Here is a 14,695-nt window from a genome sequence, read left to right as displayed (position 1 = left end):
GATGGACCGCCCACAGAATTCCCCCAGCACTTCACGGAGCGAGAAGAGTTGTGTCCCCCCTGAGGGGACACAACACGCGCGAAATGTCGGCAAGACCGACGTATCTGTCAGCAGGACTGACATACTGCTGCCGCACGTGATCATCCATGAGAGGAGCAGGAGTGGCCCCCGAGCCCAAGGAGGGCCGGCCGCCGACCGCCAAGCGCGCTCCGCGGTCGCTGCCACCGGCCGACGACGCCATCCAGGCGTGGAGCAAGCCGCTTGCCCCGGTCAAGGACCTCGACGAGGTGGCACGTCGCTACCCGGGCCGGAAGCTGACTCTGGAAGGCGAGCGCAACCCGCTCGAGTTCTACGGCACCCCGGACCGGCCCAATGCCTTTTCGATGGACTCGCTGGAGTTCTTCCTCCTGATCGCGCAGTACTTCCGCGAAGCACTCCCGCTGCGCCTGATCCTGCTGCTGATCGCCTGCCAACGCGCCGGCGGCCGCATCCACCTCACCCAGGAGGAGATGGCCACCGTCCTCGACGTCTCCCGCACGAAGGCCTCCGAGGCCCTGCAAGAGGTCATGAGCCACGGCATCTGCTTCAAGGTCAAGCGCGGCGTCTACCAGTTCAACCCGCCCTTCTCCTACCGGGCAGCCGAGTACATCCCCGGCACCGAGACCGCCGGCGGCAAAGCCGAGTACATTCGCGTAGAGCAGCACGACACCCTCACCAGCATCCGCAAGGACGCGAGCCTGCCGGAACTGGTGCGCTACCCGTCGCTGGAGCACATGCGCAAGGCCATCGAGGACCTGCGCCGGGAACGGTCGAAGCGACGTGCCAGGCGCCGCCTCGAACGCGAGGCGCAGCAAGAGGAAGGAACACTGCAGTGAGCCAGCTGCGATTCGCCGCAGTCAACGCCGACGGCCTCCTGGCCGACCTCGACCTGCCGCCGGCCGCCTACCGCGCGCTCCTCAAGCTCCGCGCACTCAGCGAGCCCGGCGGCCGCATCACCATCGACCAGGCCAGCGTCGGCGACCTCCTCGGACTCAGCCGCCCCAGCGCCAACGCCGCGCTGCGCACCTTGGAGCTGGCCAGACTGGTCAGGAAGATCCGCAACGGCCTCTACCAAATCAATGCGATGCTGGCGGGCTACAACTCCCCCCAAGACGCGGTCGCGGCCGTCAACGAGATGCCACTGGAAGACCGTCTGGACACCCCCGGGTTCGTCGAGTCCTACCACCGAGCCGTCGCCGCCTACCAAGATCAGCTCGCCCAGCAGCGCAAGAAGCGCGCGGCCCAGGCCGCAGCCAAGAAGGCGGCCGCCGCCAAACGCCGCGGCACCCTGCACGCCGTCAGCTAGCCCCACCAGCAAAGCCCCGCCCTCGGACTCAGCCCGGGGGCGGGGCTTTGGCGTGCCACTTGAACCCCTGGTGGGGCCCCAGCAGCACTGACCCACAGACACCTTCTCCCGGGCAAAAAACGTCAGCGACACCGACATATCAACGAAGTAAATGTCAGTCCGGCCGACATTCTGCACACGATATGCACCCTCAGCCGAGACACGCCGAAGGCGTTCTGTCCCTTCAGTCGGGACAGAACGCCCAGCCTCGTAGCCTTCTGACCTGCGGATATCTAACGTCTTCCCTATCTAAGTGGCAGGCACCCACCGTAACGGGGCATTCCATCCGTGCCACAGCATCGGCCCAAGGGGCCGATGCCGCAGCCGCTGCGCCCGCTTCGCTACGCCTAGCCGGGACGGCGGGTGGAGTACCCCTGCGTACAACGTAGGGGCTTCCAGTCGCGCGGAAGCCCTGGCGGGGGTTCCTTCAGACTCTCCACCGGATTCAGTACGCGGGCTGGCTGTTCCGGGGGCATGGGGGTGTGGGGAACGAGTCCGTCGGTGAGGTTGGTCAGGGGCTGGGCTCAGAAACTCAGGTTGGATGGTCCTCGGGTCGCACCTTGAGCTTGTTGGTGCTGTCGTGTCAGGGTGCAGACAGTATCCGTGACCGTGCGGCGCTGATGTTCAAAATCGGTCGAGGTGGTAAGCACCTTCATGACCGCCACCGGCTTCCGGTATCTGGTCAGGGAGAACCGCACAGTGATCAGCGCCGGTGCCGTACCGCCCGGGCCGGAACGGGGCGGCAACCACAACGACGTTGCGGTCCACAGCGGACCAGGTGGCTGGGCGCGGCGCGCTCCGCTACCGCACCCTGGCCAGCGCCCGGATGCGCTGGACCATCCTTCGCTGCCGCCTGGACTGCGCCGCCGGATCCGCCGTCAGGGCCGGCCACGGCCCTGACGGCGGCCCGTCGCCGCACCGGCCGGACCGTGGACGGTCCGGCCAGGGCAGTTGCCCCCAGCGAAGGTGGCCGGTGCCCGTGCCGGGCGGGGCCACTGCCGACCCGTCCTGCCCCAAGTGTTGCGGCCTGCCTGCCTACCGAGCGGTTGCCGACGTCACCACCCACCTGACGAACGAACACATTGCTGGCCACCTCCACGACCTGGGAGCGCTGACCAGAGCCACCCGGGCCTGCACCCGCGTGCCGAACCGTGGCGCCAGCAGCGGCAGGACACGGATGCCGACCACCTGAACTCATAGGCATGGAAAGGGCCCCCTGGGGCCCGGTTCCGGCGGCAGCCGGAATTCCATGACTGGCGCAGTGACGCTCGCCACAGCTCGCCGGCAAGCCGACGTAGGTGCCCGACCCAGGCTGCGGCAGCGGCACGGACGGCCAGCCCGCCGGAGGCCTGACGGCTGGGAAGAGTGCGGCGGTTAGTTCTTAGCCTTAAAAGAGGGGCAACGCGCTGACCTGCGGAAACGCGGAGCGAATGTGGGGTTACAACCCTCGTTACTCGCAGGTAACCGGGGGTTGTAACCCCACATTCGCCGGGTCGACGCGCCGACTGCGGGTTGTAGCCCCACAAAAGTTATGCCCTGAGATAACCTTTGGTGGTGATCAGTGCATCGAAGGGCGGCCGTGTGGTCCGCCTCCCTGCCTCGCGGCCTGGCCAGCCTGCCGCGCCGCCCCCCGCTGAGCCAGCGGGCACGCACAATGTGGTTGCCATCCGGCTCCAGCCGGGTGAGACGGTCACTGTCAACCCGCCCGAGCCCGAACCGGCCAGCGGCAAGCGGGAGGACTTCGACTTCCTCGGTCACACCTTTTACATGGCCTCGAAAGAGCTTTCCGCCAAGCTGCCGTTCATCGGGCTGACCGCCACTGAGTACGACGTCTGGCACACCATGCTCGGCGCCCAGCTCAAGGGCGGTATCGTGCCGATCACCGTCATTAAGCTCGGCGAGCGACTCGGTATCGGCCGCAAGGAAGCGGGCGAGGCCCTGGCCCGTTTCCTTGACATGGGCTTCATGTGGTTGGAGCGGCGAGGCCGCTACCGGATCAACCCGCGCATCGCCTTCTGGGGATCCAGCGCCGAGCAGCAGTGTGCCCTGGCGCTCATGCCGGACTCCATCCCCGAGATCCGCCTGCCCGAGGGCGAGGTCCGTCCGCCTCGCCGCACCCGCCGACCGAAGCTGGAGTCGCTGTGATGACCGCCGCCAACCATGACCCGGGCACGGAAACCTTCCTGACCGCCGAAGGCAGCGTCTTCACCGCGCAGGACCTCTCCCGAGCCCTGCCGCTGTACCGGCTCACCACCCTGCAGTACGACGTCTGGCACACCGTGCTGGGTGAGATGACCGACGGGGGCTTTGTCACTCTCACCCTCGACGACATCGCAGAGCGGCTCGCCACCACCAAGAGCAATGTCTCGCCGGCCCTCAACCGGCTCGCCGAGCTTGGCCTGCTCTGGCGGATCTCAAACGGGCTATACCGAATCAACCCGCGGATCGCCTTCAAGGGCTCCCAGGAGGAGTGGATCGAGGCGCTGGAGGAGGTGCCGGCTGACGTCCCCGAGGTCGTCCTTCCCAGCTACCGCCGACGCCCACCCCGAACCAACAAGTCCGGGCTGGCCGCCGCCGGCTGAAGCCGAGCGCGGGTTACATCCCCCTGAAAGTTATCCCCGCGCAGAACTTCCAGTGGCCCTGCCAGCCAGGCTACGAGACTGGCGATCACGACCGACTGCGGCACTCAGGTCGAGAGCGCTACGGTCAGTGGTGCTCGGTAACGTACCGTGCCGTGAACGAAGTTGGGGTGGGCAAACCGTCGGGCGGAGGGTTGATCCGGTCAGCCGGCTCGCGAGCCTCCAGGCTGGATCGCCCGTGGAACTCAGCCTCCTGGCGACATTTCCCGGTGGCCCGAGGTTGGAGAAACACCTGCACGTCTGCTTCGCCCGTCAGCGGATCCACGGGGAGTGGTTCGACTTTAACGGCGAGGAACCCCTCGCGTTGATCACCAGTGCGGTCGAGGTTTACGAGCCGGATCCGGACCGGCCCGACAGGGCCCGGACTCCCCGCAGCGCTAGCGAGATCTCAACAGCTCTGCTGGACCTTTACACAGCGCGAGTTCCTGGTGGGGATCCGCTGTACATGACGAACCTGGACATGGCCGAGACGCTCGGCACGTCACCGGCCAGTGTGAAGAGGGCCATCGTGGCGCTTGTTGCCGATGGCCGTCTTGTGGTCGCGCGGTCAGTTGGCCGGGTGATGCTGCACGCGCTCGCGGAGCCAGCTCCGCGGAAGCCGGTACCTGCGCCACGTCCGCGCCTTAGGCTCGTGCACTCAGCTGCCGAAGTCCCACGGTCGAAGGGTTGAGAGCGATCTGACCCACCTCGACCGCGCTGGCTGCGAGACCGTAGATCATGACTGACCGTCGACCCCTCGGCTACCCAGCTTCTCCGCCGCCGTTACTGACGCGGCTCTGACCTCTCAAGCCCCGCCGGGACGGGAAGGGGACCTGATGGCGCGGGACCGGGTTTGGGATCAGCCTGCCGCAGAGGGGCGGTTACCGGGGCGGCGGCCGGTCAGTTCCTGCCAGTGGTCGTAGGCGGTGTCCAGCTCGCGTCGGGCCCGGGGGATGCGGGTGTCGTTCTTCAGCTGGGCTGTGACCTGGTGCAGGTTCTGTTCGGCCTGGCGGCGGTTGCCGGTGGCGGCGGTGACGCGCTTCAGTTCGGCTTCGGCCTCGGGGATGAGTGCTCGGAGCCGTTGGAGGGCGGGTCCGGTGTCGGCGATGGCGTTGTGGACGTGGACGACGAAGGCCCGTACGTCCGCCTCGGGGGTCTCCTCCAGCGCGAGGGTGAGCAGCTCGCGAGGGCCGTCGGGCGGCGTCAGGTAGATGTAGGCCTCGGTGGGGGAGTACCGGTCGTCGATCGTTAGGCCGAGGAGCGGGTGGGTGGTGCCGGTGCGCACCCGCAGGGCGTGCTCGTGCAGATCCAGTCGGTCCCCGAGGGAGTGGAGCAGCGCTCCGCGGCCGGGGTCGCGCAGCGCGGCCAGGTGGAGCTCGGCCTTCCTCACCCGGGCCTGGTGCTCGTTTGCGGCGTCGGCTGCGGCCGAGCGGGCGCGTTCCTGCTCGGCGGCCACGTTCTGCTCCGCTCGGCGCAGGCTTTTCCGGGCCGTGCGCAGCTTGTGTCGTTCGTGGCTGTGGCGGGGGTCGAATGCGTGCCGCCAGGTGCCGGGGTAGAGGCTCCTCCACCAGGCCGCGGTGGCTGTGGCGGCCAGGGCTGCCACGATCGACCAGAACAACGTGGTCCACACCGATTCCGCCACGTCTTCTCCTCGACTGGGTCCGGGTGTGCGAGTGCGTCCGGTCGCGCCGGCGGTGCCGCCGTTCGCTGTCGGACGCGGGGTCAGTGGGTGGCGTCGACGGCGACGCCGACGAGCTGGAGGATGGCGTGGCCCCACGCGGTGGCGGCGATCAGCACACCGAACACGACGGCGGTGAAGACGGTGAAGGCCTCGTCGACGCGGCTGCGGGCCTGGGTCGTGCGCCGCAGCCGGGCGATGATGACGATCGCGAGGAACACCGACGCGCTGATCGTGTACTGCACTGCCCACCCCGACCTGGTAACTGACTCTGTGTGAGACCCCGGTGACCCGGTGCCCCTACGCCATCCGGGTGAGCATGCCAGAGCAGCACGGTGGCGGGAGCCGGTTCGGGAAAATCCGGCGGGCGCGAACGGTCCTGTCCGGAGTTCGCTGCCGGCCCTCGCGCGCGAAGCCACCTGTACCAAGCCTTCGGCGTCCGGAAGGGCTCGGCGCGTTCTCTCACTGCTGCCCTTAAGGATGTTCGCCCCATGAGGCCACCCCCGTCGGGCTGGTGCGGCCACCCCGTCCGCGTGGTGCCCACACCCCCTCGTCAATGGGGCCGTTGTGATGGAGCGCCATAGTTTGCGAGTGATCGTTTAGACCTCGCTGGTCATGGCCGTGATGGTGCACCGCAGTTTGCGATGGCGGAGCGCGGCACCTCGCGAGCGCCATAACCGAACGGCCCACAGAGGCGGGGAAAGGCATAGGTCAGACGTGCCGTCCTGGCCGCTCGCAAACCACCGTGCGCGCTGTGGCACTACAACTTGATCGTTTGCCAAATAGCCTTGACTGGTTGTTCGAGTGCCCCGCGCTCGGCGCCGCCTTGCCACCGCGCAGTGCGGCCGTGAAATCTCGCGTCGGATCGCACCCTGCCGCTCCAGCCCGCCAGGGCATCGGGATAATGATCTTGGATGGCTGGCTGATGCGGGGCAAGGAGGCGGACGGAGTGCGGATCAACGTTCTGGGGCCGCTTCAGGTCGTACGGGGTGGGGACGGGTCGGCCTTCGAGGTCGGCGGGGCGCGGCTTCGGCTGCTGCTGGTCCGGCTGGCTCTCGACCCTGGGCGCGTGGTCACCCGTGAGCGTCTGGTGGACGACCTGTGGGCGGACACGCCGCCGGAGGAGCCGGCCGGTGCCCTGCAGTCCCTTGTCTCCCGGCTCCGTCGGGCGCTGGGGGGCGACCGGACGGCGATCGGTTCGCACCCCGCCGGGTATCTGCTGGATCTGCCCCGGTCGAGCGTGGACGCCTGGGACTTCGAGCAGCGGGTGGCCTCGGGGCGGGCGGCGCTGACGGCGGGCCGGTTCGCCGAGGCGGTAGCGCTGCTGGACGGGGCACTGGAACTCTGGCGCGGGGCACCGTTCACGGACGCCAGGGGCGCCGGGTTCACCTCCGCGCCGGCGGCCCGGCTGATCGAACTGCGGCTGGCGGCGGTCGAGGACCGGGCAGATACCCTGCTCGCCCTCGGCGGCACCGAAGCGCTGCCGCGGCTGGTCGCCGAGCTCGCCGGACTCTGTGTCGCCCACCCGCTGCGCGAACGAGCCGCCGTCAGGCTGATGCGCGCGCTTCACGCGGACGGGCAGCAGGCGGCGGCGCTGGAGGTGTTCGAACGTACCCGGCGGGCGCTGGCCGAGGAACTGGGCGCGGACCTGTCTGCCGAACTGCGGGACGCCCACCTGCAGGTGCTGTCCGGCGCGAAGTCGCCGGCGTCCAGGCCGGCCCTGGCTCCCGCCAGCTATCCGGCCGGGCGGGCGACACTGCCCCTTTGGCTCACCGCTCTGGTCGGCCGCGATGAGGCGCTGGCAGCAGTTCAAGAGCGCCTGCGCTGTTCCCGCCTGGTGACGCTGACCGGGCCGGGCGGTGTCGGAAAGACCCGGCTGGCGATTGCGGCCGCGGGTGCCGCCCCGCCCGCGACGGACGTACGGCTGGCCGAGCTCGCGGGCGTCGACGGGGCGCACGCGGTGACCCGGGCCGTGCTGAGCGCTGTATGCCGTCCGGCGGAGGCCGGTGTGCTGGCCGGTGGCCTGCCCGCCGGCGATCAGGCCGGGGATCCCGTCGACCGGATCATCCGGGCCCTGGAGGGCCGTGAGGTCCTACTCGTCCTGGACAACTGCGAGCACCTGATCGAGGACGCCGCCCGGTTGACCCAAGCCCTGCTGGCCGTCGCGCCCCAGCTCACCGTGCTGGCAACCAGCCGCGAACCGCTCGGAATCACCGGCGAGGCGCTCTGGCCGGTGACACCGCTCGCTGTGCCCGAGACTGGCTCCACCGTCCGGGAGGCGCTCGCGCATCCGGCCGTCGCCCTCTTCACGGAAAGGGCTGCCGCTGCCTGCCCCGGCTTCACACTCGACCACGACACCGTCGAGCCGGTCGTCCGGATCTGCCGCGAGCTGGACGGCCTGCCGCTGGCCCTCGAACTGGCGGCGGCCCGGCTGCGGGCCCTGAGCCCCGGACAGGTCGCGGCGCGCCTGCACGACCGGCTCCGGCTGCTGGACCGCGGCCCACGCACCGCTCCCGACCGGCACCGCACCCTGCGCGCCGTCATCGACTGGAGCTGGGAGCTGCTCGACGAGGACGAACGCGTTCTGCTGCGAAGGCTTTCCGTGTTCGCTGGCGGAGCGACCCTCCCCCACGCGCACCTGGTCTGCGCCGACAACTGGCCGGGCGGGCCGACGCCCGACCCGACGGCCATGGAGGACCTGCTGGCGTCCCTGGCCGACAAGTCCCTGGTGGTGGCCGCCGGCCGGGGGACTGGGGCGGTGCGCTACCGGCTGCTGGAGACGGTCCGCGCCTACGCCGCGCAACGGCTCGCCGAGGCCGGCGAGGACGACCGGACCGGCGCCGCCCACCTGCGCTGTTTCGTCGAGCTCGCCGAGAACGCCGAACCCCGGCTGCGGACGGACGGCCAGATCGGCTGGCTGGCCCGGCTGGACGCGGAGCAGGGCAACCTGGACGCGGCCCTGGACCGGGCGGTCGCCGCCGGCCCGCCGGAGCACGCGCTGCGGCTGGCGGCCGCCCGGGCCTGGCCCTGGCTGATGCGCGGTCAGGGCCGCGAGGCCGGTGAGCGGACGGCGGCCGTCCTCGCCGCCCACGGCTACACCCCGCCCCCCGGTCTGGAGCAGACACACGCCATGTGCGTGATCCTGGCCCAGCTCACCGCCCTGCTCCGGAACAGCGGCGAGGCCGCGATCCCGCCGGAGGCGATGGGCGCAGCGCTGGTCACGGCACAGCATGCCGACCACCCGGTCGCCCTGGCCGCCGCGCTGCTGCTCGCCATGGCGGGGCCGCCGGAAGACGTGGGCGCGACGGCTCAGCAGTACGCCGAGCACCCCGACTGGTGGATGCGGGCCGCCGCCCATCTGGTGCTCGGCCGGGTCGAGCTGGGCGCGGGACGGATCGGGCACGCCGAGCACTGCCTGCGGACCGCGGTGGACGGATTCCGCGCCGTGGGCGACCGTTGGGGGCTGGCCATGGCGCTGGTCACGCTCGCCGCGCTGCTGTCCGTCACCGGCGCGGCCGATGAGGCGCTCGCGGCGCTGGCGGAGGCCGGTGAACGGGACGCCGAGATGGGCGGTTCCGGCGAGGCGCCGTTGGCACTGCTGCTGTCGGGCCGGCTGCGGGCGCGCTGCGGCGAGCCGGCCGCGGCCCGGGCCGACTTGGAGCGCGCGCTGGCCGCAGCCGAACGGGCCGGGGACCCGCATCTGCATGCCGCCGTCCGTTACGCGCTCGGCGAACTCGCCCGGCGCGAGGGGGACTTGGAGGAGGCGCTGCACGGCCAGCACGAAGTGCTGCGACGCCTGGAGCAACTGCCCGCGGCCGGCCCCGGCGCCCCCGCACGACTGCACCTGCTCGCCCTGCTGCACACCAGCCTGGCCCGCACCCAGCAGCGGCGCGGCGCACCGGACGCGGCCGGGCCGCTGCACCGCCGGGCCCTGGAACTGGCTGCGGACAGCGGCGACCAACCGGTACGGGCGGACGTGCTGGAGGGATTCGCCGAGTACTGCCTCGACCTCGGGGAGGCGGCACGCGCTGCGGCGGCACTCGGCGCCGCGTACGGCCTGCGCGGGACCCACGACCCGGGCGACCCGGAGCTGCGGGCCGTCCTCGACGGCTGCGCCGAGGCCCTCGGGGAGGTCGGCTTCCGGGCCGCCTGGGAACGCGGCCGGGCGCTGTCGCGACCCGAGTCGCTGGCCCTGGAGACGGGCTGACCGACCCCCGGGGGGCGCGTCGGCCACACCCCCCGGCAGGCGCGGCCGGTTGTGCGATCAGCCGCTGAACGGCGGCTTGTTGGGGGCACAGACCGTACCGGGGGCGGGCAGGACGCCGTCGGTCAGGTAGCGGGTCTCGTGCTCGGCGGCGCAGTCGCTGAGATTGGCCAGCACGGTGTGGCCGTAGCCGTCGACGGTCAGCAGCCGTGCGCGGGCGAGCGAGCGGGCCATCGCGCGGGACCCCTCGTACGGCATGGCTGGGTCGCCGGTGTTGGCGACGACGAGGATCGGCGTGGAGGTGCGGCGGTTCCACGGGCCGTCGTAGCGGTCGCGGTCGCGGTCGGGCCAGTCGGCGCAGCGCTCGTCGGCCCAGGCGAAGTACGGGCCGGTCTCGCCGGAGCGGGCCCGGGCGTGTTCGGCCAGGGCGGGCCAGTCGGCGGCGCCGGGCGGGTTGGCGGAGTCCGAGCAGACTACCGCGAGCGCCTGGTCCGGAGACTGGCGGAAGGCGGGCGTCAGCGGTGCGGTCTGCGTGGCAGACGCCTCGGTGGCGCTCCAGAGCCCCTGGAGCGTGGCCCCGAGCGTGGTCCAGCCGACGGGCAGCTTCGCGACGGGATTGGCGGCGTACAGCCCGATGATCGTCGCCTCCACGGCCGAGCTGGCGGTGACGGTGGCCCCGTTGACCACGATCGGCCGGGTGCGCAGCCGCTGGAGCAGCTCGTCGTACCTGGCCCGGGTCGCGTCGGCTGTCCCGGCGGAGAAGGCGCAGGTTTGGGGGCCGGCCTGGGCGCACTGGTCGAGGAAGGCGTCCAGGACGCGGGCGGTGGCCACGTCGTTGCCGTTGCGCAGCAGGGTGCCCGTGGTGGTGGCCTGGTCTCCGTGGCCGGTCGACCAGGCGACCGGGTCCGGGGCGCTGTCGAGGACCATGGCGCGGACCCGGCCGGGGAACAGGTTGGCGTAGGTGGCGCCGAGGTAGCTGCCGTACGAGGTGCCAAGGTAGCTGAGCTGCCGGTCGCCGACTGCCCGGCGGAGCAGGTCCATGTCCCGGGCCACGTTCGCGGTGGAGACGTGTGCCAGCAGATCGGGGTTGCGGGCCGCACACTGCTGGCCCAGGCGCTGGTAGGCGTCGGCCCAGGCATTCTGCTGGTCGGCGCCCTCGGGGTAGCCGGCGGCCGTGCCCGCCAGCAGGGCCTGCTCATCCGCCGGGTCGTCGAAGCACTGCACCGGAGCGCTGCCGCCGGTGCCGCGCGGATCGAAGCTGACGATGTCGAAGCGCCGGCGCACCTCCTCGGGGAACTGCCCGAGCATCACGGGCAGCGCCACCGTGCCGGCCGCGGCCGGGCCGCCGGGGTTGTAGAACAGTGAGCCGATCCGGTGGGCCCGGTCCTGCGCCGGGTGCCGAATGACGGCGAGGTCGATCCTGGCGCCGTGCGGGTCGTGGTGATCGAGCGGGACGCGGGCGGTCGCGCACTCGAAGCCGTCCGCGCACGCCGCCCACGCGAGTCGCGGCACCGGGACGGTGTCCGGCGCAGCCACCGCGGTCGCCGGGTACACCGCAGCCAGCACCGCGGCCGCGGCGGCACCGGCGACGAGCCTCCAGGAGCCCACCTCCCGTCGGTTCATGGTGCGGAAGGCCCTGGGTGCCGGGCCGGTGGGAGGGGAGGTGCGAGTCACGCGAGAGCCCTTTCGTCAACGGGCCGGGCGGTCGTCCGCGCTCCTCGGTCGTGGTGTACCGCCCGGCATGTCAGACGGTTCCGTACCTCGGTGGCAGACCGCTGTCATCGCGCTGGCAAGGGGTCAGGCAGCCGTCCGGCAACGAACAGTGGGGCACTTGCAATTGCGAGAGGACACACTGAGGGCGCGAAGCCCCTGGCGTTGATGACGATCCCTGAAAAAGGCCACCCCGGACTCGGGCCTTGGTCAGACCTGCTCACCTTGATTCCGCACCTGCGGGCGGTTGACCTGGGGAACGCCAGATCTCTGGGGTCGCCCGGCGGTCAGGCCGATCCAGGGCCGATCTGACCAGTCCAGGGTGGGCGGAGCCGTCGCGGCCCGTGAGGAGGGATTGGAACGGCCGGTAGCGACAGCTCAGCCCTGATCGAGCTTTTTGTGGACGTGGCCTGAGGCTCGCAGCTCGCAAGGGTCTTTTTCAAAGGCGGTTGAGGGCTTGGGGAAGACCCGGCCCAGGTGGTAGCGCAGGATGGCGACCGCTTCCTCGGCCGTGCGCTGGCCGAGCAGCACGCTGAGCCCGAGTCCTGCGGAGACGGCCAGCAGCACGACCGCCTCCTGCCGGGCGTCGACGTGCGGGTCAGCCTGCCCGGCGTCCTGCGCGGCCTGCAACTGCCCAACGAGGAAGCTGTCGATCTGGTTCGGGGCGGCGAGGAACTGCTGTCGGGCGAGCGCAGGATCGGTGATCGACAGGACCGCGTAGGCCGTGTAGACGAGATGGAAGGTCCGGCTCTCCTCGCTGGTCGGAACAGCCTCCAGCAGCACCGCCTCGACGACGTCGCGCGGGGACGTCGAGGCCCCTGCGGCCTTCACCCGGGCGGAGATCCGCTCCCCCATGCGCGCGGCGAGGCGGGTGAGCGCGGCGAGCAGCAGCTGCTCCTTCGTGTCGAAGTAGTACTGCACGAGCCGCAGTGAGACGCCCGCCTCGGCCGCGACGGACCGCATGGTGACGGCGTGCAGCCCGCTCTCCGCCGCCACGCGGAGCAGCGCGTCGATGATGTGGGCGCGCCGTTCCTCGTGGTCGACCAGCTTGGGCATCGGATCCTCCGCGCTCTCTTTATGGTACAAACGTATTATCAAGTCCTGCGGCTTCGTGGACCGGGAGACATCATGACCAGGACCAGTGTCGGACACTTCACCAGCGTGGAGGCCCACGCGAAGTTCCTCGCGGCCTACGACCGCGCGATGGAGCTGTGGCCGGACCCCCGGCGGGAACTGGACGTCGAGACGTCGTACGGGACCGTCCACGTCCATCACTACGGCCCCGAGACCGGGGAGCCGATCGTGCTGCTGCACGGGCACGCCGGCCACGCGTCCAACTGGTACCCGCAGCTCGCCGCCCTCGGCGAGAACCACCCCGTGTACGCGATCGACACCCTGGACGACCCCGGGCGCAGCGTGCAGCGCGCGGTGGCGGCTGGGTGCGAAGAGAACGCGGCGTGGTTGGACGAGACCCTTGCCGGGCTCGGACTGGAGCGCGTCCATCTCGTCGGCCTGTCCTACGGCGGCTGGCTCGCCCTCAACCAGGCGATCCACGCACCCGGGAGGCTCGCGTCGGTCGCGCCGCTCGACCCCGCCGGGATCGAGAAGGTGCCCGCGCGGTTCTACCTGCACGCGGTCGCTGGGCTGTTCGGACTGCTCGCCCCCAAGCGCCTGCGCCCCGCGGTGGCGCGGCTCCTGGCCAATCCCGCTCTCAGCGCGCCGCCCGAGATGGTCGCACCGCTGATGCTCGCGATGCGCTCGTACCGCCCCACACGCCGCCCTCCGGCCAGGCCGTTCACCGATGAGGAACTGGCGTCCATCACGGTGCCCGTGTTCGTCCTGGTGGGGAGCCGCAGCGCGCTTCTGCGGCCGCGCAAGGTGCTGGAGCGGACGACGGCGCTGATCCCGGGAGCGCGGGCCGAGATCCTCAAGGGCGCCGGGCACGGACTCACCCTGGAGCAGCCGAACGTGGTCAACGACCGGCTGCTGGAGTTCGTCTCGTTCAACCGGGAGGCGGTACAGGGCTGAACCGGGTGGAGCCCACCTGCCGCTACCGGCAGGATCCTCCCCACGGACCATCGCGTCAGCGACGCCGAAGGCGCCCTTGAAGGAGCGGTCCAGGCCGAACACTCAACGGACGGGCCGCCCCGCGACCCTCGCTCGCTCAACCTCCCCACTCGCTTCAAAGCTCAACGAGCTGGGGAATCGTGAGCGGGGCCGGGGAATTCCAAAGGTTCTCATCAGCGTGGTGCCCCTGCTGTGCCATCGCTGTGCCTTCCGGGCCAGTGGCATCGTCGGACACCAACGCGGCCAGCTCTACCGCCTGGTAAACGGTCACGATCGCCTGTCGGAGGAGACCGTGTGCCACTCGCAAACTGTGGTGCTGTGATGGAGCACGTTGGTTGAGAGCGCGGGCAGAGGTCGTCACCGCGTGTGATGTTCGGGGTTCTCCGATGTTTGGGCGAGGGTGTCGGCGTGTGCCGCCAGTGCTGTGATGAGTTGCCGGTATCTCCCTGTGGGTCGGACTCCTGCTTGATGGTCTCCCAGTCGGCGGCTCGGAGGTGCCAGGTCGCGAGACGCCTTCGGCGTTCGTGGTAGTCGATCGGGTGAGGGGGCGTTCTCGACGTGCCGGGCGAGGCGTTCGAGCGCCTGGGTGAGGTCCTGACCGTCGCGGAGGCGGGGGAGGCGGCCGAAGGGCAGGATCCGCTGGGCCGGGTCGATGAGCCAGGCCGAGGGGATGCCGAGGAAGCGGGCAGCCTCGCGCGTCGTGCTCGTCTCGGCGGCCTGGACGAGCTGGATGGCGGTCAGCCGCCGTAGCGGCCGGATCATTTGCGCGTAGGCGGCGCGGTCGCGGCGGAGGAGGACGTCGAGCCAGGCCGCGGGGATCTCCTGGGGGATGTTCTCGGCCCCGGTAGCCCCGCCGGCCGAGAGGCAGCAGCGACCTGCTGTTCAGCAGATCGGGCAAGGACGTCCGCGGGAGGCGCCGGTTGAGCGCGCGCGTGGCCTCGGCCCTGACCATCGTCGAGCAGGTCGCCAGCTGGTTCCTCCAGGTCTTGCCCCAACGGGGGTGCCGGCGGTCCGGGATGTGCGCCAGCAGGTTG

The 14,695-nt window shown here is 70.9% G+C and carries 11 protein-coding genes; 7 read left to right on the top strand and 4 right to left on the bottom strand.

From position 1 onward, the window contains the following. Positions 1-161 precede the first annotated feature (161 nt). From ACZ6Y7_RS32580 to ACZ6Y7_RS32560, 5 genes are all read left to right on the top strand, one after another. Positions 162-875: a hypothetical protein gene (locus tag ACZ6Y7_RS32580; RefSeq protein WP_465761539.1), complete on the top strand. Its 714-nt coding sequence runs from the start codon at positions 162-164 to the stop codon at positions 873-875. After that, positions 872-1,345 carry a MarR family transcriptional regulator gene (locus tag ACZ6Y7_RS32575; protein WP_465761538.1) on the top strand — a complete coding sequence of 158 codons (474 nt, stop codon included), beginning with the start codon at positions 872-874 and terminating at the stop codon, positions 1,343-1,345. The genes ACZ6Y7_RS32580 and ACZ6Y7_RS32575 overlap by 4 nt, the downstream gene beginning before the upstream one ends. Before the next feature lie 1,593 nt (positions 1,346-2,938). Further along, positions 2,939-3,529 (top strand): hypothetical protein, encoded by a 591-nt coding sequence (locus tag ACZ6Y7_RS32570; protein WP_465761537.1) that lies wholly within the window; start codon positions 2,939-2,941, stop codon positions 3,527-3,529. Beyond that, positions 3,529-3,966, top strand: a complete 438-nt coding sequence (locus ACZ6Y7_RS32565) for a replication/maintenance protein RepL (protein WP_465761536.1) — start codon at positions 3,529-3,531, stop codon at positions 3,964-3,966. Before ACZ6Y7_RS32570 ends, ACZ6Y7_RS32565 begins: the two co-directional genes overlap by 1 nt. A 52-nt stretch (positions 3,967-4,018) precedes the next feature. Next, positions 4,019-4,693, top strand: coding sequence for a GIY-YIG nuclease family protein (locus ACZ6Y7_RS32560; RefSeq protein ID WP_465761535.1), 675 nt, complete (start codon positions 4,019-4,021; stop codon positions 4,691-4,693). 168 nt (positions 4,694-4,861) lie between these two features. On the opposite strand, the gene ACZ6Y7_RS32555 is transcribed toward ACZ6Y7_RS32560, so the two are convergent. Both ACZ6Y7_RS32555 and ACZ6Y7_RS32550 read right to left on the bottom strand, forming a co-directional pair. Continuing rightward, positions 4,862-5,644, bottom strand: a complete 783-nt coding sequence (locus tag ACZ6Y7_RS32555) for a hypothetical protein (protein WP_465761534.1) — start codon at positions 5,642-5,644, stop codon at positions 4,862-4,864. Between the two features lie 80 nt (positions 5,645-5,724). Continuing rightward, positions 5,725-5,925, bottom strand: a complete 201-nt coding sequence (locus ACZ6Y7_RS32550) for a hypothetical protein (protein WP_465761533.1) — start codon at positions 5,923-5,925, stop codon at positions 5,725-5,727. Positions 5,926-6,629: 704 nt separating this feature from the next. Between ACZ6Y7_RS32550 and ACZ6Y7_RS32545 the strand changes: the two genes are divergently transcribed. Beyond that, the gene (locus tag ACZ6Y7_RS32545) at positions 6,630-9,887 is read left to right on the top strand and encodes an AfsR/SARP family transcriptional regulator (protein ID WP_465761532.1); all 3,258 of its coding nucleotides are present in this window, start codon (positions 6,630-6,632) and stop codon (positions 9,885-9,887) included. Between the two features lie 57 nt (positions 9,888-9,944). Here the strand turns inward: ACZ6Y7_RS32545 and ACZ6Y7_RS32540 are convergent, their stop codons facing one another. Further along, positions 9,945-11,558 (bottom strand): alpha/beta hydrolase, encoded by a 1,614-nt coding sequence (locus ACZ6Y7_RS32540; protein WP_465761531.1) that lies wholly within the window; start codon positions 11,556-11,558, stop codon positions 9,945-9,947. Positions 11,559-11,972: 414 nt separating this feature from the next. Beyond that, a complete protein-coding gene (locus tag ACZ6Y7_RS32535; protein ID WP_465761530.1) occupies positions 11,973-12,650 on the bottom strand; it encodes a TetR/AcrR family transcriptional regulator in 678 nt (225 codons plus the stop codon). Between the two features lie 72 nt (positions 12,651-12,722). Here ACZ6Y7_RS32535 and ACZ6Y7_RS32530 point away from each other — a divergent pair, with 72 nt between their 5' ends. After that, a complete protein-coding gene (locus ACZ6Y7_RS32530; protein WP_465761529.1) occupies positions 12,723-13,622 on the top strand; it encodes an alpha/beta fold hydrolase in 900 nt (299 codons plus the stop codon). Positions 13,623-14,695: the final 1,073 nt, after the last annotated feature.

The sequence above is a fragment of the Kitasatospora sp. NPDC053308 genome, assembly GCF_055585785.1.
Note: the sequence above shows the minus strand (reverse complement) of the source record. Positions and strands in the feature narration are given on the sequence as shown.